Source organism: Nicoliella sp. ESL1113 (genome assembly GCF_058509245.1).
Window position 1 is genome coordinate 1,214,608 of record NZ_CP196387.1, and the last position, 24,584, is coordinate 1,239,191.

The following is a 24,584-nucleotide window of genomic DNA, read 5'->3' on the forward strand; positions in this document are numbered from 1 at the left end:
AACACTCCTAAATTTGTTTTTTAATTCTATCGGCGAGTTTTTTAAATGCCTCTTTCATCTTATTATAATACCTGATTTTGCTTAACTTTCTGACGGCTTCATCATTAGCATCCTGCTTATATGCGGATTTACCACGGTTGATCACCGTTTCCAGCTTATCAGAATGTTGCAAATCATCCTTTTCAACGTGGTGCTGGCTAATTAAATCTTCAATTAACTTCTGCACATCCGCGTTTTCCAGCCCCCATTGGTTAATAAAGTTTTTGATTTCAGTTTGTGACCAACTCTGGCCGCTACTTTTAATTAATTCCTCAATTTGGTCTGGTTGCAATGGATACTTAACTTCAGTTCTAAAGTCCTTATCCATCAAAGTACGGACCTGCCGTGAGTACTTTTGATCGGTTTGATCAAGTGAATCGAGCATCTTTAAAATTTCGTTCCTTAACTTATCTAATTCCGCATCGCTCACATCTTGATTATGAACGTGATTAGCATATTCAGCAATTAACTGGTGAAGGTAATCGTAATTAACAGTAACTTCTTTGACGTGTTCCATTTTCATTTCGAGTTCGATTGGATCAAGGTGTTCCCGTTCAGCAATATCTTTTTTAACATCATATGCAATTGCCCCAGTTAATCGGGCTTCATCATCTGGTGTCATCCCAACAGATTTGAGAACCTGTTCGCCACCCTCATCAACGAACTCATCGTATTGCTTGAGTTTTGATAAGATTCGGTTGTACTTATTTAGTTGATTATAAGTTTCATTCTGCTTATCTTCACTCTTCGGCGCTGCTCTAAAATGATCAGTTAGGTTAGCTAACTCAGCTACCGTTTGCCTTAATTCTTCTTTAACATCATTGTATTTTTTGGCTAATACAGTGTCATCATCAGGCAAAATAACACCATTTGAGTCAGCTGAATCCGGATTAGAGTAGACTGCTAATGCTTGACGCATCAATTTCTCGCTATTAAATGGCCACCGATAATTAACGATATGTCCATATGGCTTATGAAGCATGTTTTGGATTCGATTGGTTCTAGAGTACGCTTGAATCAAGTTAGCACCCTTTAGCGTCCGATCAACATAGAGCGTGTTTAAATATGGCGCATCAAATCCGGTTAATAGTTGATTAATCACAATCACTAAGTCCAAGTAATTTTTATCGTTAGCAGTACGGTTCAGTCGACTACATACGTCTTCAAAGTACTCGCTAACAGTCTTACTATCAAACTTAGTGTTAAATTCTTGGTTATATTCATCCATCAGCATTGATAATCCACGATTATTTTCCAGTTGGTTATCATCATTAGAAGTGTTTTGGCTAAAGGTAACCGCAATCTTTAGGTGTTTACCAGTTGCCGCCATTTGCTTTTTAAATTCATTATAATAGGCAATGGCCATTGGCGAAGAAGCCACTCTTCCACCCATGTTGGTTGTAAACATTGCGTTGTAGCGACCGTTGACAGAACGGCTATCCCAATACTTCAAAATGTCACTAACCACTTCGGTAATGTGGGCCGGTTGCATATCGTAAACACTACTGCCAAGCGCATCATCCATATCCTCATCGGTTAATGAATTAATTCGATGATGAATATCGGTATTGGACCATTCAGGATACTTATCGTGGAAATATTTTGGTAGATATTTTTCCTTAAGCTCATCGTAAGGCAGCGTAGTTTGAAAATCGACCTTAAAGCCTAATACATTCTTGTCGGCAATGGCATCGCTAATTACGTAGCGATGGAGCGGTTCCCCAAACACCTGTTGAGTCGTGGGGCCATTCTTAGGGTCAAAGTTAGGAGTTCCCGTATAACCAATCCAAGCAGACTTTTTAAACGCCTCCCTGATTTCATTTAGCATATCACCACTGGCTGAACGGTGGGCTTCATCAACAATAAAAACGGTTCTTTTATCATCAGAAGTAAAATCATCCCTGCTGACCAATCGATACATTTTCTGGGTAGAAGTAACCACAATGTCAGTCTTATTTTTAGACTTAAGCTTGCGTTTCAAATCATAAACATTGGCAGTATCAGACACGATACCACCCTTATTATCTGCGTTCGCATTCGGATCGTATGCTTTATACTCTTCAGCAGTTTGATTCGTTAGTGCGATTCTATCAACCAAGAACACTACCTTATCAACATTAGGAAGTCGAGATGCCAAAAAAGCGGCCTTAAAAGAACTAATCGTTTTACCAGAACCAGTAGTATGCCAAATATACCCAACTTTTTTATTATCATTATTTTGATCACTAAAATCATGCTTTTTCAATTCCTGAATAATGGTTTGAGTAGCATAAACTTGATAATAACGCATTACCTTAATCGATTGGCGATTAGGTGTATTATCTAAAATCATGTAGTTGGTTGCCATTCGATGGGCCATTGGAATCGATAGGAATTGATCAGCAAATTCCTTCCAGTCTTGAATTGGTAATTGATTACCACCATTTTGTTTCCACCGAAATGCAAAGTCAGTATTAAAGTCTTCGGAAGTGGTGTTTGCCATGTAACGAACATCATGCGGGGTCATGGCAATTAAAATTTGTACCGTTGAAAAAATGTCAGAATATTGATTTTCATCAATATATTGATGCATTTGATTTAACGCTTCTTTTGCACTTCTCCCATCCGCCTTCTCCTCAATCTGAATAATCGGCAGACCGTTAATCAACAGCGTCGTATCAAAACGACGATCTCGTTTTCCGCTAATGACGTTCTTTCTTTGCACCTGGCGCACAATTTGGTACACCGTGTTTCCGGCACCAATTTCATCTTGATCAAACAGCGTTAAATAAACATGCTTGCCATCGTCTCGGTCAATTTCCACCTGCGACTTTCCGCCAACACCATATAAAAATACCCCAGCATAATAAGGTGTCTTAGTCTGGCTGATCAACTCTGCTTTAACTTGGTTAAATTCTGCATCACTCAAAGGCTGCATGAGCTTATCCTGATTCAATTGGTAAACAATCTTACGGAAGTTTGCCCAAAGATCATCAGTAGTTTTAATTGAATCAACTTGTTGCCATTGCTTAGTCCCACCTAGGTTGGCCAAGTAATCATATATTTTTTGTTCAAATTGCAATTCGTCTTTTTCTACAGCCATGTGCTTCTCCTGTTTTATGTAAAATTATTAATATATTTATTTTATCATTGATTTAATGGTGATTGTTAAAATCAATAAATATAAAACTGATTTTCATACTATAACAACAATTGCTAAAGCATTCACATTTTTTATTGACATTGCTATCAAAGCAGGCATAAAATTATTTTAAACTCAATATTAATTAGGAAGTGTTGGTAATGGTAGAAAATTCCAAGTGGCAGATTTTTAAATCTGGATGGCAATTGGCTAGCCACCCTACCAAATTAGCCTCAGCAGTACAAAACATGCGCAAACCATTGTTAATTGAATTAGTAGTCCTACTAATTCTACAGGTCTGCTCGTGGTTCTTACTGTTTAATAATAATCACTTTTCAATTGCCCCTGATTTAACGATCATCGGGTTAGTCAGCTTATTTTCCGGTGTCACGAACATCATGAGCGTCGTATTAGACTCAGATGGTAACATGACTAATTTTTTCTGGGGAATGCTTAGCAACATCACTTACATCTACGTTTCATTCAAAGCACATCTATACGGTGAAGTTTATCTATATACATACTTCTTTATTTCTCAATTTGTTGGGATCTATGCATGGAACAAGCGTAATATTGAACATCCCGTGGGGGATAACAATGAAGTTCAGGTCAAGGAACTGTCTGCGCGGGGCTGGTTGCTCTTAACAGTTGCCGTACTAGTTGGCTGGGTCATCTTGGGAATGTTTTTACAACGAGTCCCATTGATCACACCGACTTTAGATCCCCATCCTTGGATCGATTCAATGAGCACGGTCGTCCAGGTCTTTGCTCAAATCCTGCTTATTTGTCGCTTCAGCAGTAGCCAATTCATTCTTTGGATCATTGGAAATTCACTGGAAATCGTTCTTTGGACGGTTAGTTTCAACCCCATCATGATTATGTTGTTCATTGCCTGCAACGTGAACTCATTCTTCGGTTGGTACGTTTGGAATCAAAAATTAAAACAACAAGCTCAGGTTGAATAATGATAATAAAAGGGATTCTACTATAAAGTGGAATCCCTTTTACTATGACTCGGTAAAGACATCTTTATCTACAAAGTCAGTACTCCCAATTTTCATATGGCCATTAACATTATCAACGAATTTATTGTCACTAACCAAATAGACGCTGCGTACCCCGATATTATCGCCATCAATGTCTACGATGTTATAGCTAGTTGAATCTTTATAAACATGATCATGGGCATTACGACAATCAATGTGGTATGCAGTAGAATCACCAATCACATTCATTACGCCCTCCCGATAAAAGATTGCTGGAAAATGAACATGACCTGTAAACATCCCTAGCACATTATATCCGCGAATAATATCGTACAATTCATCACTATTTTGTAAAATACTAAAATTCATGTTACCCATTGGAACGCCTGCCGAAGGATGGTGCATAAACATTAAAGAATGGGGATTACTGGATTTTAACAATTCGGCCTTTAACCAAGTTAGTTGCTTCGCATCTAAATAGCCTTGCGACATATTTTTAAACTTAGTATCTAAAAAGTAAAGGTCATAATCATCAATCTCAATTTTATAATAATAATGATCTTTTGCTGGCTCATTTAAATACCCACTAAAAAATTCACTAGTGCGATCATGATTCCCTAAAGTAACGAAAATTGGCACCCCAATTCGATCACTTTGCTGATTTAGGTATTTTCTTAAGTTCTTATAGTCTAACTTATTCCCCTCGTGAATCAAATCACCGGTAATCGCAATCAACGAGGCATCATAATCATTGCGATGCTTAAAGATGTCATCAAATACCAATTGCAGCTTATCGTTCGGACTATACTGCTGTAGCATTTCCTTGACTCCGTTAGTATTGTGTAAATGAGTATCAGTGATCTGAATTATTCTGTATGCCAATAACGCCACGCTTCCTTCGTAATTAATAAGTTCCTCATTAAAAGATTATCATTTTAAATTATAAATTAAGTAAATTATTTGTATTTTTTTCGTAATAACCAAAAAGAGCAGTTGCCCAAATATGAGCAGCTGCTCTTTAATTATTTACGCTTAGTTAATACATCCCTTAAATGAATAATCTCATTTGGTAAAAACTTCATCAATGGAGTTCCCTGCTTAGGATAAAGCGTCAATACTAAATCACCGTTAATAATTTGTCCTAAATAAACATCCTTAATGTCATGATGTTGTTTGGCTAACAGTTGCATTAGCCAATCTTGATTTTTCTGAATATGATCTAAAACGTCCTCATTAACGTTCCCATCGGTAATAATCGGTAAATTAGTTGTCGTATCATGGTAATTATTAATATTCAATTCACCATTTTGTTCCAAGGTGACCTTGCTAACTTGTTGTAAATCATTCACCCCAGAATTATTTAATTTGAACACTAGATCACTTGCAGAAACCCCACTTTTAAGTGCTGTCGCAACATCAATCCGCCCCTTATTAATTAACACCTTCGGGCTTCCATTCATCAAGTTTTTAAAGAAATCGCTTTCGTTGATCAAGACCTTGCTACTAAAAATAATCATTGTCCATATCAGAACAATCACAATAAATTCCAAAATCGAAATGCTAAGGTTAAAAACGGTTCCCCCAACAATTCCACCTAAGACGTAGTTTTGCAACTCATCAACTGCATTGGCTGGATCCAAGTTCCCCTTACCAGAAAGGTTAATCTGAAATACTAACATTAAAAAACCAATCAATAGTTTTCCAGCAATGTTTAGATATTGACTGCCACTAACGCTTAAGTTTAAACCACCCCTTTTTACATACTCGATTTTATTCGCAAACGGATGCACCCGCTTAGTTGAGTAAACATCAGTCGTTGAATTAATATCGACCTCATAGTATTTATCGTTGACCTTCATGACTAGTTGCTTGCTAATCGTCGGGGAACTGGAGTAAATATTATTAATCGAAACATGTTGATCCTGACTTACTTTTTGCATAATTCTAGCAATTTGAATCGCATCACTTTGCGTAGACGCCTGATTTTGCAGCTTGCCAACCTCCAAGCAAATCACTGCAGCAGCAAATGCAAACATTACAATTAGGATATTGCGAAATTTTAAATTAGTTCGATCCTTAGAATATTTAATTCCAATCACGATAATCATTAAACTAATTAACAAGCCCAAACCAATAAACAAATAATCTAATAGGTGTGAATTATGAGTTAAATATTGATATGAATAAAATTTGATAGCCAATCACTTCTTACGTTCTGATTTATTTTAATATTCAAACAAAAAGGATGCCAAAATCATAACGGCATCCCCCTCCTGTTGATTAAAAATTAATTAATTTCTTTTTCTGATATATAGGCCACCAAAGATGCCCGCAAATGAAAGCATGATCAATCCTAACAATACTTCTGCTTGAACGTCATTCTCTTCACCTGTTTGTGGTAGCTTACTCTTCTTGCTACTATTCTTTGCGCTAGTGCCATTGGTACCTGCACTCTTGGTACTGGTTAAACTAGTTTTATCAGTAGTGGAACCATCGGCACTGTTAGTGTCATCAGTACCATCATCTGAACTCAAGGTAGTATTATCATCCTTAACATCAGTGCTTCCATCGCTAGCGCTATTATCATCACTAGTGGTGTCATCATCTGAACTTGAAGTTGTTGATGAGTCAGAATCACTCGTATCGTCATCTGCAGTTGAATCACTGGTACTAGTGTCAGTAGCAGTCGATGAATCAGTAGTACTAGTAGCCGTTGAATCACTAGCACTTGAAGTAGCTGATGAACTAGCACTAGAAGCATCACTAGTGGTTGAACTAGTTGCAGAACTACTTGAAGTCGATGAACTGGAACTAGAAGCACTTGATGAAGAAGATGATGCAGATGAACTAGTATCGGAGCTAGAACTACTAGTGCTTGTACTATCATTAGCATGGGTAACTGACTTGTATGCAAATAATGATCCATTATTGCTAGTCAAGTCATTAACAACACTCTGCCAATTACTTAAAACATCAAGACTGTAGTCGCTACCAAATGCACTGAGCAATGCGCTTTGGGTAACTGAATTACTATTCGTAAACCATTCATTTCCATTGTTACCAGTAGCATCAACAGCTGTTTGGGCATTTGCGACCCCACTATTATCTAGTGAGTAACCTGTAAAAGTCCCATTTTTATAAACAGCTGAACGATAGTAAGTTACTGGAACTGAGACCTGTTTAATAATTTGACCACTGTTATTATAAAGGCTAAATGACTTGTTAAACGTCCGCGTTAAGTCAGAAGCATTTAAGCCAGATGGTAAATTAGTCGAATTGTAACTGTAAATAGCATACGAATCAGCACTGGACGATGCGGATGAAGATCCACTGGCACTCGAAGATGCCGTAGAACTAGCGGATGAGGTCGAACTGCTGGTACTAGATGATGAAGCAGAACTGCCCGTTCCATAAGTCACGGTAATATTATCTTGACTGTACTTATAATCTGCTGGAACATCAACAGCAGCAACTGAACTTTGTGAAGGTGTCAAGCTTGCAACCGATGGTGATGTAACAGCGGCAAAACTGCTAGCACTCCCAGTTACCTGCCAATTAGTATAAGTGATCACTTTAGTAACATAATCATAAGTTGCAGAACGAGTGTAAGATACGACCTGTGTTACTGGGTTAGCAACTTGCTTACCATTAGCATCAACGTAGTTAATCGTTCTAGTAAAGGTCTTAGCTAAGTTATCCTTAGTAACCCCATTTGAAAAACTACTATCTGCAGCGGTATAAGATGCTGTACTGTGGGTAAAATCAAATTCATAATTATTATTATCAGCATTTAAAATAATTTGATCTGATGATGGCACCTTGCTTGCATCAGTGATCAGCTTATAACCATTATTTTCCAAACTTTGCACTGCACTTGAAACAGAGTATTTAACCGCTCCACCGATTACACCACTATAATTGACCCCACCAATTACCGCATTACTATTCGCTGTATCGATTAATTTAACACTTCCGCTAACGGTGGCTGAATTGGCACTGCCCGATGTATTACTACCTGCAGAGCTAGTATTGCTTGATGCACTACTGGTCGCAGCGGTCTTATTATAGTAAACAGTAATCGTAGGACTAGTAGCATAATTACTATAGGTAATTCCAGAATTTATAACGGTGTTTCCTGAAGCAAAAATCGATTTACTAACGTTATTCGTAGCACTAGAATAAGTGTACCCACTAGGAGTATCAACATTAACCGAGTATGAATTACCAACATATAGATTATCAGCAGTTACATATGCACTCGCAAAAGTACTACCACCTTCTACATAATTAACAACGATTGGAGTGGGCTGAACTTTATAAACCCCAACGGTGGGTTGAATTGGTCCAACATTCGCACTACTGAAGGCGGTATTACTTTGAACATCAAACGTCCACCATGATTTATCGCCATCATAATAATAGCCGTTAGCACTAGTTACTAGTGGGCCCTGACTAATCGTTACAATTGTGTAGGTTGAACCTGGTGCAGTCGTAGTGGAAGCACTATAGTTAATGGAAACATAGCTACTTGCATTAACGGAAGAAGAAGTTTCTGTTCCATTAATCAATTGGTGTTGAACTAGGTTAGCAATTCCCTTAACTGGAGAAACTCCGTTACTATTAGCGTAAACTAGGTTGTCAGATCCATTCGCTACAGCTGCATGGTAAACAGCAGAATTAGTGCCACTAACGGAAAATCCCAATGAAACGCTACTGCCAGATAAAGAATAGAATGCAGATGGTGCTAACTGGTTTGAAGCTGCTGGCGCACTAGATACCAGCGAAACATTCGTTACAGCTGATCCAGTAGGTCTATCTGTCGAACTAGCGGTGTCTTCGACCCCTAAACGATATGATAGTAAGTCATCAGCAGATGATTGGGATGCTGAATCGGAACTGGAGCTCGTCTGGGCACTGCTACTAGATTCAGTTTGTACTGATGAACTAGCAGATGCCACACTTGAAGCGCTTGTTGAACTATTGGTATCACTACTAGTGGCTGATGATGCAGAAGAAGCAGTGCTACTTCCCGCACTTGAATCAGTCGCTGAATCGACAGCGCTACTATTAGCTTGACTACTGGAAACGTTTGCTGAAGTATCAGCATGAACAACTTCAGGAGCAGCTCCTGCCGCCATCAATGCCAATGCTGCAGTCCCTACGACGACCCATTGTTTCTTTACTTTATGTAATACTTTTTTGTTATTAACTTTGCGATATTTCATTTTATTAATCACTTTAATCACAGTCCTTTCCTACATAATATGTTATATACAATTTTATATTATTTGTAAATGAAAAGACACCAAAAAGCACCCATCAATATAAATTATCGATGGGTGCTTTTGGTAATCAAAATTAACATAAATTAGAACTTAAGTTATCGTTGCTAATAATTAGATTATTTCTCAGCAGCGTACAACTTAGCAACCTTAGTGTATTTCTTTTCGGCCTTGGCTAATTTAACCTTAGCAGTCTTCTTAGCCTTAGCTGTTTTAGCCTTTGCTAATTTTGCCTTAGCCTTCTTAACTGCGTTTTTAGCCTTGGTAACTTCTTCCTTAGTCGTGCCCGTGCCCCGCTTAAATTCAGATGATTTTGATAATGAATCATTTTTAACTTTTTCCATATATTGTGGAAAATCAGTTGATGGGACAAAACCAACGGCAGATGATGAGCTATCATTCGATGATGAAGCATTAGTGGTCGAAGTAGCGCTAGCTGATGAATAATTGCTATCAGTCACAAAACTACCATTCAATGATGAGATCACAAAAGCTCCAGACAATCTACCAACGCTATTAGCATAAGATACATAGCCATCATCGGATGATGAAGACTGGGTGGCACTCGTAGATGATGCAGCCGGATTCTTAGAATAGGTAACATCAACACTAGATGTAAAGTCGGCACCATTAGGATTAACTGTCGATACTGGTGCTGATGATACTACTTGATAACCGCTAATTGAAGGAGCGACTGCGGCGAAAGAAGAACTTTCTGGACTCCAACTAGTGTAGATAGATTGCTTAGTAACGTAATCGTAAATGCCTTCACGAGTAAACGTTACCGTCTCCGTTGTTGCTGGTTGCAATGAATTATTAGTCCCAGAAACCAAGTAGTTAACCGTTCTCGTGTAAGTTTGTGTAAAGTCACCAGCAGAAAAGCTAGTTCCACTAAAGTTAGTATCACCAGCAGAGAACGTCTTGGTCTTGTGAGCTAACGAAACTGCATATGATCCTGCAGAGGTGCCAAACGTTAAACTATCTAAAGATGTAGCTACTCCTGAAGCTAATTCATAGTTTTCAGGAACGGAATCAGTAATCGTTTTTACATCAACCACACTGGATGGATAACCAGAAACGGTAACTGTTGATCCAACGACACTGTTGCCATCGTAGTAGTTAAAGGTATCAGCAACTGAATTCTCTGAATAAAGCACCGCTGTTGATACTGCAGTATTAGAATCATTTGCTGAAACCGTTTGTGCAGCTGCGGATGAAGTAACCGTGTATCCAGCTACTGAAGTATCAACTGATGAGAAAGATGCACTAGATGGAGACCAATCTGAATAAGCAGTGGACTTAGTTACGTAGTTATAAGTTCCACCACGCGTGAACGTTACTGAAGATGATGTTGCTGATTGTACTGGAGTATTAGTGCCAGCAACCAAGTAGCTAACCGTTTGGGTAACGGTCTTTGAAAAGTCACCTGCGGAAAGGGTGGTACCACTAAAGTCACTATCACCTGCTGAGAATGATTGGGTCTTATCAGCCAATGAAACCGTGTATGTGGAACCACTGGATCCGAATGTCAAGTCAGCAAAGGAAGTATTGGCACCTGATGCAAAGACATAGTTTGATGGTGCTGAACTCAACAGGCTATTGGTGTCAACAATACTAGATGGGTATCCAGAAACGCTAACTGAGGCAACCACGCTGTTGTTTGAATCTACATAGTTAAAGGTATCAACAACTGAATTCTCTGAATAAAGCACCGCTGTTGATACTGCAGTATCAGAGTCGTTTGCCAAAACCGTTTGTGCAGCTGCGGATGAAGTAACCGTGTATCCAGCTACTGAAGTATCAACTGATGAGAAAGATGCACTAGATGGAGACCAATCTGAATAAGCAGTGGACTTAGTTACGTAGTTATAAGTTCCACCACGCGTGAACGTTACTGAAGATGATGTTGCTGATTGTACTGGAGTATTAGTACCAGAAACCAAGTAACTGACCGTTTGGGTAACGGTCTTTGAAAAGTCACCTGCGGAAAGGTTGGTGCCACTAAAGTCACTATCACCTGCTGAGAATGATTGCGTCTTATCGGCCAATGAAACCGTGTATGTGGAACCATTGGATCCGAATGTCAAGCCAGAAAAGGAAGTATTCGCACCGGATGCAAAGACGTAGTTTGATGGTGCTGAACTCAACAGACTAGTGGTGTTAACGCTACTAGCTGGGTATCCTGAAACGCTAACTGAGGCAACCACGCTGTTGTTAGAATCTACATAGTTAAAGGTATCAACAACTGAATTCTCTGAATAAAGCACCGCTGTTGATACTGCAGTATTAGAATCGTTTGCCAAAACCGTTTGTGCAGCTGCGGATGAAGTAACCGTGTATCCAGCTACTGAAGTATCAACTGATGAGAAAGATGCACTAGATGGAGACCAATCAGAATAAGCAGTGGACTTAGTTACGTAGTTATAAGTTCCACCACGCGTGAACGTTACTGAAGATGACGTTGCTGATTGCACTGGAGTATTAGTACCAGAAACCAAGTAACTTACCGTTTGGGTAACGGTCTTTGAAAAGTCACCTGCGGAAAGGTTGGTGCCACTAAAGTCACTGTCACCTGCTGAGAATGATTGGGTCTTATCAGCCAATGAAACAGTGTATGTGGAACCGCTGGTTCCGAATTTCAAGCCAGAAAAGGAGGTATTGGCACCTGATGCAAAGACATAGTTTGATGGTGCTGAACTCAACAGGCTATTGGTGTCAACAATACTAGATGGGTATCCAGAAACGCTAACTGAGGCAACCACTCTGTTGTTTGAATCTACATAGTTAAAGGTATCAACAACTGAATTCTCTGAATAAACAACATTCACGGAGAATGCAGATTCATTATCGTTTAAAGCAACGTTTTGTGCAGGAGCAGAGCTTGTTAACGTGTATCCCGTAATCGAATTTGAAACCGCTGGAAATACTAATGAGCCCGGTGTCCAATCACCATAAGCGGTTACTTGCTTGGTAACTGCATCATAAGAAGTTGCAGTCTGGGTAAATGCAGAAGTGAATGTCGATGCGGCACTAATTGCACTACCATTATTGTCTACGTAGTTAACGGTTCTAGTATATGCTTGTGATTTAGTAGCATCCGCAACCCCACTTACTCCAGCAGAATAAGACAGGATCTGGTGTTTCAAATAAACCGAATAAGTAGCGTTAGAAGTCCCGAAGGTCAAGCCATTTAAAGAATTATTATCAGCATTGGAACCTAATTCATACCCAGCTGGTAATGCTAAACTCCCGACTGCAGATGAATAATCACCACTTACCGTTACCGAAGAAGCGCTTGGCAATGCTGCATTCGAATTATTTTCATCATAGAAATTAAAGGTATCTGAAACCGTAACTGGGTTATAGTATAAAGAAACCAATTGCATATAGCCAATCGTTCCAGTGACGTAACTAGATCCAGATGCATCTGCGGACGCACTAACGTTGCCCACGTTAGCAGCTGCGCTAGTGAACGTGTAGCCAGCAATAGATGGCACGGCTACTGAGAAGCTATTACCAGAATAAATATAACTACCAGTTAAGTACTGAGTGGAAGGAAGCCCATTAGCGGATGAATTACCTGCAAAGTGATAATCGAAGGTTGCAACTGAACCAACATCTTGATTAAATGAAGCACCACCACCAACTGGGCTAATAGTAGGATCAGAATGGTTATTAGTATTACGATCATTAGCTGCTCTTGAATTATAATCGGAATTCAATCCAGCACTGTGGTCAAAAGTAATTGACCAGCCAGCCGTTTCACCTAGCTTCAAATCAATATTGCTATTAAAGTCGGAAGGCATGCTAAATAACAACACCGACGCTGTACTATTAGATGAGAAATCAGCATTTGAATAAATAAACGTAAAGTAACTTCCCATTTGATCACTAGGGATTGCCGAACTACTAATAACGCTATTTGCACTATCAGCATAGTAAACACTCAAATTAGAAAATGCACTGGCAGCACCACTGGTAAAGAATGGATTGCCACTTGCATCGTTAGCAAATACAATCGCTTCATTGTATGAATAAGTTTGTCCATTGATGGTTTTACTTGCTGGTTGAAGAGTCATTTTAGCGTTATAAACGCTAGCAGCCCCACTAAGAGCATGCTGCATGAAAAAACTATAGGTCGTACTGGAATTATTTCCAGTATATGAGTATCCAGAACCAACATAAAATGCTTTTTCAATTGATGGCGCACTATCCACCAATGAAGCATTACTTACAACATTGGAATCAGGCGTGCTGGCAGCATCTACTCCCTCTAACCGATATTCCAACAATCCATCTTCAGCAGGCGTTGATGATGGTGCACTTACTTGAAAGTCGTTACTAGTTACAGCAGTGCTGCTGGTGGTTACACTAGCGCTACTGCTAGTAGCATTGCTATCAGTTGATGAATTTGCGCTACTACCTGTGGATGCACTACTAGTTGAAGTACTGCCACTTGATGATTCAGCAGCGCTACTCTTAGTCGTCTCCGCCGAAGATCCCTCATCCCCACTGCTAGTCTGATTGTTAGTTAGGTTCGAGCTAACGTTAGCATCAGCATTCACTACTTCTGGCGAACCAGCTCCTGCAGCTAAAATCGTTAAGGCTGCTGTCCCTAAAACAACCCATTGTTTCTTTACTTTATGTAAAACCTTTTTTTCTTTGGTTTTCCGATATTTTAACTTATTAACTAACATTTATATCACACCCTTTTCTTAATACAATTTTAATCTATTTAAAATAAAATGCAAAATATAATACACCAAAAATAGATATTAAAAATTGTTATTTATAATAAAAACCGTCAGCCATTTAATTTAATAGCTGACGATCCTTTATAAAATTAATTATTTATTTTTAAATGTCTTTCTAATCAATAATGCAGCGAGTCCTAGAATAAAAATTCCTAATAGATAAACGTAAAGATTATTCGTATCGCCAGTTTGTGGGAGCCGATTAATGTTTGGTTTTGATCGATTAGATGAATTATTACTTGAAGACCCATGCACTACGGATGCCGAACTACTAGAATCACTTGAACCAGCAGGTGTACTAGAGTCACTTTGTGAATTAGTAGTGCTTGAGGATGAATCACTATTACTGGATGAGCTATCACTACTCATTGAACTACTACTATTGGTGGTGCTTGAACTAGTTGAACTGCTATTGGAACTTGACGCACTAGAACTATTCGAGGAACTACTACTTAAAGCACTGCTACTAGAAGAAGTATTGTTAGAACTTTGTGAACTAGCTGAACTGGAGCTACTGTTCGTAGAACTAGTCGAACTTTGTGAACTAGTTGTACTAGAGCCGCTGTTCGTAGAACTAGTCGAACTTTGTGAACTAGTTGTACTAGAGCTACTGTTCGTAGAACTAGTCGAACTTTGCGAACTAGTTGAGCTAGAGCCGCTGTTCGTAGAACTAGCAGTGGAACTACCAGAAGTATTGTTTGAACTTCCCGTACTGTCAGTTGAACTAGAACTGCCAGTAGAATCAGTGCTGCTAGCATTATTGCTAGAACTAGTTGAGCCACCAGAACTTCCTGAATCACTGCCAGTAGATGCAGAACTACTTGCGCTATATGAATTAATAATATCCATGTCACTACCGCTACTAGAATAGCTAGTAACGTAGTTAGGAACACTATTTTCATTAACTGCGTATTTGTACGCTTTACCATTATTATCATAAATTGGTAAATTATTAAAACTATAACGCCAATTATTATCCGCTGAAATCGTTTGGCTTAGGAACTGTCTATCGTTTCTAAATAAGTACACTACGATTGAAGATGGTCTAACCTTATATTGATTATTATTATCCTGCCAGATCTTATTACCAGTTTCGTTGAATAAATTATTCAATGTTCCAGAGCCGGTCTGAATTTCAGCCGTTGTTGATTTCGTTTGACTAGAAATATTACTACCACTTAGGACCCCGGTATTCGCATAATCTTTAGCTTTACCATCATCATTAACTCGCGTGTCATAAGTAACCACATATAAGCTATTAATATTCCCCAATTGAACGTTAAAACCGCCGTTGCCTTCAGTAATGGCACTGGCTTCAACCGTTGAAATCGGTTTATATGGTAAGCCGTCCCAATTAGCGTCCGGATCGAAAGTCACCTTTGTAACATTTTCAGAACCAGGAATGAGTTGTTGACCATCACCTAGCGTGTCAGTATAAACGGCATTATCCACTTGTGCTTGAGCATAATTAACTCTAACCACCCAGTGAATTAAGTACGGATCAGATGTATCTGCATATCCATACTTAAATACTTTTTCACTACTGTCAGGAGTCCCAGCCCCTGCAACGTTATATGAAACATTCCCTGTGACTGGCCAATTAATGGTGATCGTCTGCGGAAAAGTGGATTCTTTAGATACCCAATTCACCCCGACTGTAAAGGAACCCGTAACATCTGAGTTCAGATTATCAACGTTGGAGTTAAAAGTAATGGTAATTTTATTATTATATGCATCAACAGCTGCATTTGCATACGTTTTGCCATCTTTACCAACGATATCAAAATTATATATAGTCACTTTGCACCCTCAGCTGTGGGGGGATCGTGACGTTAATTTGATCACCGTTCTTGGCCTTACCAGCTGGAATATTGAAACCCCAAGTGGCGTTGACTCCCTTATAGTAGTCGTAGTTTCCAGAACTATCCTTATTTCCAGAAATGCTGGCTCCAGTTACAAACGAATCTTGCAACATAGCATTGGTATTATCAGCATGCGTTTGCGTTCCTAAAAACAAACTAAATAACGCAATAAAACCTAATGATAAAAACATTAAAAAAATCTTTTTGAAAATTGACTGTTTTTTCAAAATTACACCTCCTTATCCGTAAAAAAGTATATATTAAAGCGATTGCTATTACAATCATCGTACATTAAATAATATCCAACGATTTTTTACTGGTTGGCTTTGGAAATGCCTGGTCCAACAATGCTAGATCATCACTACTCAATGCAATGTCTGCGGCCGCAAGATTGGATCGCATATGGTCTTCATCACTGGTTTGTGGAATCGCCAGGGTTTGGCCATCGCGGATCGCCCAGGCCAACATGATCTGAAATTCAGTCGCGTTATGCCGCCGTGCCACTTCCACCAATGCTTGTTGCCTAGTAATCTTAGCCCCGCGGCGATCAGCCTGATCGATCGGTGCATAGGCAATCAACGGTACTTTATGATCGCGTTGCCAAGGCAGTAAGTCATAATCGATCCCCCGTGAACCAATGTTATAAAGGTCTTCATTTGCCATTACCTCCTGACCATGTGGGACCGCCCAAAGCTCTTGCATATCACTAAGGTCAAAATTCGAGACCCCCCAGTGCTTGATCTTGCCACTTTGTTTCATGGCCACCATGTTATCCACAACTTCGGCTAACGGCGTGCTCCCTGGCCAGTGGTAGAGGTATAGATCCAAGTAGTCAGTCCCAAGCCGTTGTAAACTATCATCTAGTGCTTTTTGCATTTGCTTACGCTGCGCATGGAAGGGGTAGAATTTGGAGATGATGAATAACGAATCCCGATCAAAATCTTTGATGACATCCCCCACTAACCGTTCTGAATCACCATTCCCATATTGTTCAGCGGTATCGATGACGGTCGCACCATGTGTGATCCCGAATTGTAAGGTCGTTTTTTGTTGCGCATAATTAGCTTCTGTGCTCCCCATGTGCCAAGTGCCCATGCCAATTGCTGGTAGTGAAACGCCATTAAAATTAATTTTTTTCATTTAAAAGCCTCCTGATTAGATACAAAAAAGGACCGCTCAAAGCGATCCCACGAATCATCAATATTAGTTCACTATTCACCCTTATCGAACTTAAGCGTTCCATACAGAGCTTCCCCATATTGGGTCAACATTAAATTATTATTATCAGCCTTTTGGGCAAAATCAGGAACTACATATCCATATTCTTCAACATTAATTGCAAAATTAAAAATCCCCTTCGGGTGGTTACAATCTAACTTCACAAGTTCTGCAACATATTCGTCCCGACTAATGTCATCTTCGTATTCAGCATGAATACTTTTGGCGAGATTAATAAATTCTTCATTTGCTAGTGTAACTGAAACCCGACTATCCGTGTTGGGCTTTTGTTGATTATAAAACTTATCCATAAAATCTTCTTCAATTTTTTCAATTACTTTTTCTTTGTACATTAATAATCATTCCTTTACTTGTAACTAAATTATAACAAGGAATGATTGTGAAATGCTGAAATATGCTCACTCTTTACTTTTTAATAACAAAATCGGTTGATTTCACAATCAACCGATTCAAAGATTATTCTAAATTGGCATGGTTGAGTTGCATCGCATGCTCAGTGATTTGGTACTGATGCATGTATTCTAAGGTAACGGAATCTCCGAACAGCCACACCGCTTGTTCGAAAAGTGCGCCCATCGGTTGGACCGTATCCTTATTAGTTGTGAACTTACCCTTGCCAGGTAAAACGGTAACGTGATCAACGAAATGCGCTAACTCACTGTCCCTTGTCGCCGTCAGTAGCCAGACTTGCCCGCCCAACTGCTGCGCTCTTTGCACCAGTGCAACGATCGATGGCGTCTTAGCCGAACCGCTAGCTACAATTAATAAGTCGGCATTCGTAAACGCTGGGGCCGTCGTTTCCCCAACCACGGTGACTGGTTTACCGAGCTGACCGATCCGCATTGCAAATGCACTGCTGGCCAACCCAGAACGTCCCGCCCCAGCAACGAAAATCCGCTCAGCAGAATGGATCAAGGTCAGCGCAGCGTCATCAACTGCTACATCCGCAGTATTTAATTCTGCTAAGATCGTTTTCCATGAACTAGTTGGCAATTTATTCACCCGTTTCGATCATCGTCTTAATTTCACGCGCCGCCTTTGCTGGGTCATCGGCAGTCGCGATTCCACCACCGACGATCAATAGGTCTGGTTGTTCGGCAATGATCTTAGCGGCTGTATCGAGCTTAATCCCACCAGCCACGGCGGTCTTAGTGTTCTTCACGTTTGCCTTGATCGTGTTAAACGTTTCGAATGGGGTTTTTCCTAAAGCTTGTAAGTCATAACCAGTATGGGTGGCGATGTAATCAGCCCCCATTGCATCGATCTCACGCGCCCGCGTTGCCACGTCTTCGATGCCGATCATGTCAACGAGCAGTTCCTTGCCATCTTTATGGGCCTCTTCCACGGCATCCTTGATCGATTGATCTTCTGCGGCGGCTAAGATGGTGGTAATGTCTGCGCCGTACTTGACTGCTTGGCCAACTTCGTAAGCTGCCACATCCATGATCTTAACATCAGCTAGTAATGTGATGTCTGGGAACGTGTCGCGAATCTTCTTAAAGCCTTCTAGACCAAAGTTGATCACTAACGGGGTCCCGTATTCAAAGACATCGACACTGTCCTTGGTCTTTTTGATCAATTCGATTGCGCCATCCACGTCTTCTAAATCGATTGCTAATTGTAACTTCATATAATAATTCCTCCATTAATTTATGATTTAATAGTAGGATATCAGAGGCGTTACTTACTAACAATTAGTTACTTTTAGGTAACTACCTAGACGTTCGGATGAAAGTTCTTGGTCTGATAGATTGGATCCAGCTTTAATTGATTGATCCTTTTTTCGCCCCATTCATACATCATCGTCAATATCGGCAGCAGACTCTTCCCGATCGCGGTCAATTGATAGCTGGCCCGTTTGACCTTGCCCTCGTTGTAATCGTGTTTTTCAACGATGCTATCTTGGATCAATTCGTTGAGTTGATTGGTCAATACCTTGCGGCTAACGTTTGGAATAATTCTGGTAAATTGGTTAAAGTGAATCGCATCCCCATGCCGCAGTTCCCATAAAATATACATTTTATGCTTGCCGCTGAACATCGAAAGCGTTAGTTCCTTGGCACAATCAAAATTACCAGACTGCAGCTTGTTGCGCACATCTTGGCGAATATCAGTTTCCATGAAATCTTCATCTCCCTTTGAACTATCTATTTTACGCTCAATTGCCTTTGAGTTCATTATCTTTGCCCAACCCCTGCATTAATTATAAGATTAGGATAATAATTAATTGAGGAGGAAGTTTTATGTCCGAAAGTCAATACATCGTTGTTCATAATGCCCATCAGAACAACCTAAAAGACATTAGTTTAAAGATTCATAAGCACGCAATTACCGTTTTTACCGGTTTGTCTGGTGCTGGAAAATCATCACTGGTTTTTGATACGATCGCCGCTAACTCACGGCGGGAATTAAACGAAACGTTCCCTAGTTTTACCCAGCAATACCTACCTAAGTATGGTCAACCCCACGTTGATAAGATCGATAACCTCCCCGTTGCGATCGTGATTCAACAAAAAAAGATTGGCAAGAACCCGCGTTCGACACTTGCTACATACACTGGAATCTATTCATTGATGCGCCTGTTGTTCTCACGGGACGGTAAGCCCTGGGTAGGGTATTCAGATACGTTCTCATTTAATTTGCCCCAGGGGATGTGTCCGAACTGCCAAGGACTGGGCTATGTTGATGATATCAATCCCGACAAAATTTTAGATTACAATAAATCATTAAATGAAGGTGCGATCACCTTCGTTAGTTTCGGTCCGCACACGTGGCGGTGGAATCGCTATGCCCACACCGGATTATTCGATAATGATAAACCAATCAAGGACTACACGAAGCACGAATTAGATCTATTGTTGTACGCTCCCCAACAAAAGCTAACGGATGCCCCAAAGATTTGGCGGAAGAGCATCTTATATGAAGGATTAATCCCGCGAATCAAACGTTCGATCATCAACAGCGCCGAGGGTAAACACCACCAAAAGGCGATCCAAGAAATCGTTGACCACCACGCCTGTCCAGTTTGTCATGGTACCAAGCTCAGAAAACCTGTCCTAGGTTGTAAAATCAACGGCAAAAATATCGCTGACGTCTTGCAGATGGACCTCATCCACGGCCTCGCCTTTTTAAAGACCATCAAGACCCCGTTGGTCCAAGGGATTATCCGCGAACTATCGACCAAGATTGCATCACTGATCGACTTGGGGCTGGGTTATCTGACTTTGGATCGGACAACCGAAACGCTTTCTGGCGGTGAGACCCAGCGGATCAAGATCGCAAAGTTCATGAACAGCTCGCTAGTCGATATGGTCTACATCCTAGACGAACCCAGTGTCGGTCTGCATCCCAAGGACATCCAGTTGATCAAACACGCCCTGACCAAGTTGCGCGATAACGGCAATACGGTCTTGATTGTCGAACACAATCCAGAATTGATTCCGATCGCCCAATACGTCGTTGAGATTGGCCCTAAAGCGGGAGCGGAAGGTGGCCACATTACCTTTGACGGTACCTATGATGAACTCTTAAAATCAGACACGTTGACGGGTAAATGCCTGCGCGCTAAATTAAAATTTAATGAACACCCCCGTAAAGCTACCCAGACGCTCGATTTAAAAAACGTCTCAGTCCACAACCTAAAAGACGTCAGCGTCCAAATTCCCCTCGGTGTTGAGACCGTCATTTCTGGGGTCGCTGGTTCAGGAAAGAGCTCGTTGATGCAAGCCATCAAGGATCATTTGACCGAACCTTACATCGACCTGTCACAAGATGCCGTCGGTGCAAATATTCGCGCCACTCCTGCCACCTACCTCGATATTTTAAATGAGATCCGCAAGTTGTTCGGCGATGCCAACCATGTTTCACGGACCCTCTTTAGCTACAACGGAAAGGGAAAGTGTCCCGTCTGTAAGGGGAAGGGTGTCGTGATCACCAACATGGCGTTCATGGACCCAGTTATTCAGACCTGTGAGGCATGTAATGGGAAACGCTACAACGACGAAGCCCTCAAATATCAATACCAGGGTAAAGACATCAGCCAAGTCTTGAACATGTCGATCGCCCAGGCAATTCCGTTTTTCAAGCAAACCGCCAAAATCGAAAAACCATTAATCAATATGCAACGAGTCGGTTTGGACTACCTTTCACTCGGTCAATCATTAGATACCCTATCTGGCGGGGAGTTACAACGCCTAAAGCTTGCCTTGCAATTGAATCAAACGGGTAAAATCTACCTTTTGGATGAACCGACCGCTGGGTTGCACATGTTCAATGTTGGCACAATCATTAATTTATTCAAGGAACTCGTGGCTGCTAATAACACATTGATCATCGTAGAACATAACATTGAAGTGATCAGTTCCGCCGATTGGCTAATCGATGTCGGCCCAGCAGCGGGGCGCTACGGTGGTGAAATCCTTTATTCGGGAACGCCAATTGATTCGATTAAATCTAAAAAATCGGTTACTGGCCAAGCCATGTTGGAGTATAATAGACTGCGTAGCTAATTTTTTATAGATAGAAGGAAAGATTTTGGATATTCTAATTGGATTAATTCCCGCATTGCTTTGGGGAATCACCCCGTTGTGGGTCCACTTCATGGGTGGTAAGCCGATCCAACAACTATTGGGAACGACTTATGGAGCCCTCGTTGTTGGAATCCTAGTGTGGTTGATCAAAAAGCCAACCATCACCGTAGATGATGTATTCTGGTGTGTCTTGGGTGGGGCCTGCTGGTCGCTTGGCCAGTTGACTCAGTACAATGCATTCCGTAAGCTAGGGGTTTCGACCACCACCCCAATCGTTACTGGCCTTCAATTAGTCGGGGTTAACATCATTGGAGTCCTCTTCTTTGGTAGTTGGGAATCTGGCTTTGCAAAGGGTATCGGTTTTACCGCCGTGATCCTAGTGGTTATCGGGGTCGTATTAACCACTAGAACCGGTAATGGTGGCCATGAAAACTCGATCAGCAAGCGTGAGTTTACCAAGAGCTTGATCGAATTGATCGTCGGTTCTGGAATTGGGTACACTGCCTGTTCAACCTTCCCTAAGATTACTGGTTCTGACGGTTGGTCGACGTTCCCACCCCAATCGTTAGGGATGTTTATTGGTGCGATTATCTTTTCGCTTTTGATCAAGGATTTTCGCGAACAAAAGCCCCTGTTTCAAAAGGCCACCTTCAAAAACATCCTGACCGGATTTAACTCCGGGATTGGGACGGCTGGATACTTAATCTCGATTACCTTAAACGGGGTTTCAACTGGATTCACCCTTTCCCAAATGTGCGTGGTGGTTTCCACGTTCGGTGGGCTGGTCATTCTTCGTGAACACAAAACTGGCAAGGCACTAGTTTATACAGTTGGTGGTGTCGCCATGGTGTTAATTGGTGGGATTATGACTAGTTTTATTAGATAATATTAAAAAAAGTTGGGCAAGCGTCCAACTTTTTTAATTTTATTTTAATTTTTTTATCAAAAAAAGGTTGACTTATAATCATTTTACCGATATGATTGTTACAAATAAAAGAGACATGCTTTGAGAAAGAAAAGTAATCATGATGGCGAATTCAGCGAGCTCCGTTAGGTGAGAGGGAGTATTCATATTCATGACGAACAATCACTTTCGAGCAATGTGACGAAATCAGTAATCTACATTGGGTACGCCCATTACAGCGTTAGCGTATGTTAGTACGTATTTAGCGACGAGTGTTTTTGTGCTCGTAATTAAGGTGGTACCGTGTGTGAGCACCCTTATTCTTTTGGATAAGGGTGCTTTTTTATTGCAATTTAAGGGGGTGGTTTCATTGGAAAGCGACATTAGTCCGATTCAGATTATTAATTCACAGTTAGGTTTCAAAAAATATATTACGGAGGCATCATTTTATGCAAGATACAGATTTAAATCCCAATCCATTGACTTGGAAACAATATTTAACCGTCAGTTCGTTACTATTCGCGCTTTTCTTTGGAGCCGGTAACCTCATTTTCCCAATTCACTTGGGGCAAATGTCAGGTGCAAACTGGGTGGTCGCCACCCTCGGTTTCCTTTGTACGGGGGTCGTATTACCCCTCCTTTCGGTCCTTGCGATCAGCATTACTCGTTCTGAAGGGGTCTATGACATCGGTAAACCCCTCGGCCCTGCCTTTGCCGTCACGTTCATGGTTTTGATTCATGCGACCATCGGACCATTATTCGGAACCCCCAGAACTGCATCGGTTCCATTTACCGTTGGGGTGGCACCATTTTTACCAGCTAAGTACGACACGGTTGGGTTGTTAGTCTTTTCCGCCCTATTCTTTGGGTTCGCATATTTCATTTCATATCGTGAATCCTCCATCATGGACAAGGTCGGCAAGGTTTTAAATCCGCTCTTCTTATTAATGCTATTCGCAATTTTCCTATTCGCTTTCGCTTCACCAATGGGGAAAGCCAACTTACAAGCAGTAACCGCTCCATACCAACACAACGGATTTTTGAACGGTTTCTTAGAAGGTTATAACACCATGGATGCCCTTGCTGGTTTAGCATTTGGGGTTACAGTAGTCCAAGCCGTCCGCCAACTTGGTAAGACTAAGGCTACTAGCAATGCCAAGGTCACTGCAAAAGCTGGGGTCCTCTCTGTAAGCGTGGAAGGTCTAATCTATGTTGTCTTGATCTGGCTCGGTGCAACTAGTCTGAACGATTACAAGCTCGGTCCAGATGGTGGGGGCACATTCTCCCAGATTATGACTCACTACTTTGGTAGTGCCGGGCAAGCTGCATTAGCCGCATTGATCACGTTAACTTGTTTAACCACTGCCGTTGGACTAGTAGCTGCATTTGCCCAGGATTTCCACAAGCACTTCCCAGTGTTTAGTTACCATGCTTGGTTAACATTCATCTGTTTAGCATCGTTCTTAACTGCTAACTTAGGATTAGACCAAATCATCTTATGGTCAACTCCAATGCTAATGTTCCTTTATCCATTCTCAATGGTACTGATCTTATTATCAGTTACCTCCCCACTATTCAAGCGCGACCCAGTCGTATACGGAATGGTCGTATTGTTCACAGCGGTTCCCGCCCTGTTCGATATGTTCGCAGCATTCCCACCAGTCGTTAGCCAAAGCGGTTTCGCATTGGCACTCGCTAAGTTCCAACAAGGCTTCTTCCCATTTGCCAGTGTCGGAATGGATTGGGTCGTTCCAGCACTGCTCGGTGCAGTCTTAGGACTAGCTTGGCACCTTGTTAGAGTAAGAAAAGGTGTCTTTGCCAACGCATAATCAATTTCCCACATAGCTTCACGACATAGTTTCACCACA

At 40.9% G+C, this 24,584-nt stretch carries 16 protein-coding genes and 1 other annotated feature; of the genes, 4 read left to right on the forward strand and 12 right to left on the reverse strand.

Annotated features, from left to right (window positions below; genetic code table 11):
- Positions 1-7 precede the first annotated feature (7 nt).
- Positions 8-3,121, reverse strand: coding sequence for a type I restriction endonuclease subunit R (locus tag ACSYTJ_RS05335; protein WP_491719679.1), 3,114 nt, complete (start codon positions 3,119-3,121; stop codon positions 8-10).
- 200 nt (positions 3,122-3,321) lie between these two features.
- Here ACSYTJ_RS05335 and pnuC point away from each other — a divergent pair, with 200 nt between their 5' ends.
- Complete coding sequence (gene pnuC, locus ACSYTJ_RS05340; RefSeq protein ID WP_491716570.1) at positions 3,322-4,125, forward strand: nicotinamide riboside transporter PnuC; 804 nt, start codon at positions 3,322-3,324, stop codon at positions 4,123-4,125.
- Positions 4,126-4,167: 42 nt separating this feature from the next.
- On the opposite strand, the gene ACSYTJ_RS05345 is transcribed toward pnuC, so the two are convergent.
- From ACSYTJ_RS05345 to ACSYTJ_RS05395, 11 genes are all read right to left on the reverse strand, one after another.
- Positions 4,168-5,028 carry a metallophosphoesterase family protein gene (locus tag ACSYTJ_RS05345; RefSeq protein WP_491716571.1) on the reverse strand — a complete coding sequence of 287 codons (861 nt, stop codon included), beginning with the start codon at positions 5,026-5,028 and terminating at the stop codon, positions 4,168-4,170.
- 140 nt (positions 5,029-5,168) lie between these two features.
- Positions 5,169-6,347 carry a DUF3290 family protein gene (locus ACSYTJ_RS05350; RefSeq protein WP_491719680.1) on the reverse strand — a complete coding sequence of 393 codons (1,179 nt, stop codon included), beginning with the start codon at positions 6,345-6,347 and terminating at the stop codon, positions 5,169-5,171.
- Between the two features lie 90 nt (positions 6,348-6,437).
- The gene (locus ACSYTJ_RS05355; RefSeq protein WP_491719681.1) at positions 6,438-9,371 is read right to left on the reverse strand and encodes a mucin-binding protein; all 2,934 of its coding nucleotides are present in this window, start codon (positions 9,369-9,371) and stop codon (positions 6,438-6,440) included.
- A 176-nt stretch (positions 9,372-9,547) separates the two neighbouring features.
- Positions 9,548-14,125 (reverse strand): beta strand repeat-containing protein, encoded by a 4,578-nt coding sequence (locus ACSYTJ_RS05360; protein WP_491719682.1) that lies wholly within the window; start codon positions 14,123-14,125, stop codon positions 9,548-9,550.
- Positions 14,126-14,275: 150 nt separating this feature from the next.
- The gene (locus ACSYTJ_RS05365; protein ID WP_491719683.1) at positions 14,276-15,982 is read right to left on the reverse strand and encodes a collagen binding domain-containing protein; all 1,707 of its coding nucleotides are present in this window, start codon (positions 15,980-15,982) and stop codon (positions 14,276-14,278) included.
- On the reverse strand, positions 15,969-16,271 hold the full coding sequence (locus ACSYTJ_RS05370; RefSeq protein ID WP_491719684.1) for a hypothetical protein: 303 nt from the start codon (positions 16,269-16,271) through the stop codon (positions 15,969-15,971). The genes ACSYTJ_RS05365 and ACSYTJ_RS05370 overlap by 14 nt, the downstream gene beginning before the upstream one ends.
- 64 nt (positions 16,272-16,335) lie before the next feature.
- Complete coding sequence (locus ACSYTJ_RS05375; protein ID WP_491719685.1) at positions 16,336-17,184, reverse strand: aldo/keto reductase; 849 nt, start codon at positions 17,182-17,184, stop codon at positions 16,336-16,338.
- 71 nt (positions 17,185-17,255) lie between these two features.
- A complete protein-coding gene (locus tag ACSYTJ_RS05380; protein ID WP_491716577.1) occupies positions 17,256-17,615 on the reverse strand; it encodes a hypothetical protein in 360 nt (119 codons plus the stop codon).
- A gap of 124 nt (positions 17,616-17,739) precedes the next feature.
- On the reverse strand, positions 17,740-18,276 hold the full coding sequence (gene hxlB, locus ACSYTJ_RS05385) for a 6-phospho-3-hexuloisomerase (protein ID WP_491719686.1): 537 nt from the start codon (positions 18,274-18,276) through the stop codon (positions 17,740-17,742).
- Position 18,277: 1 nt separating this feature from the next.
- The gene (hxlA, locus tag ACSYTJ_RS05390; RefSeq protein WP_491719687.1) at positions 18,278-18,913 is read right to left on the reverse strand and encodes a 3-hexulose-6-phosphate synthase; all 636 of its coding nucleotides are present in this window, start codon (positions 18,911-18,913) and stop codon (positions 18,278-18,280) included.
- 86 nt (positions 18,914-18,999) lie between these two features.
- Positions 19,000-19,461 carry a winged helix-turn-helix transcriptional regulator gene (locus tag ACSYTJ_RS05395; protein WP_491719688.1) on the reverse strand — a complete coding sequence of 154 codons (462 nt, stop codon included), beginning with the start codon at positions 19,459-19,461 and terminating at the stop codon, positions 19,000-19,002.
- 65 nt (positions 19,462-19,526) lie between these two features.
- Between ACSYTJ_RS05395 and ACSYTJ_RS05400 the strand changes: the two genes are divergently transcribed.
- The 3 genes from ACSYTJ_RS05400 to brnQ all read left to right on the forward strand — a co-directional run bounded on the left by ACSYTJ_RS05400 (position 19,527) and on the right by brnQ (position 24,545).
- On the forward strand, positions 19,527-21,791 hold the full coding sequence (locus ACSYTJ_RS05400; RefSeq protein ID WP_491719689.1) for an ATP-binding cassette domain-containing protein: 2,265 nt from the start codon (positions 19,527-19,529) through the stop codon (positions 21,789-21,791).
- Positions 21,792-21,816: 25 nt separating this feature from the next.
- Positions 21,817-22,698, forward strand: a complete 882-nt coding sequence (locus ACSYTJ_RS05405; protein ID WP_491716582.1) for a GRP family sugar transporter — start codon at positions 21,817-21,819, stop codon at positions 22,696-22,698.
- A 111-nt stretch (positions 22,699-22,809) separates the two neighbouring features.
- Positions 22,810-23,038: a binding site (T-box leader), on the forward strand.
- A gap of 127 nt (positions 23,039-23,165) precedes the next feature.
- Complete coding sequence (gene brnQ, locus ACSYTJ_RS05410) at positions 23,166-24,545, forward strand: branched-chain amino acid transport system II carrier protein (RefSeq protein ID WP_491716583.1); 1,380 nt, start codon at positions 23,166-23,168, stop codon at positions 24,543-24,545.
- Positions 24,546-24,584 lie beyond the last annotated feature (39 nt).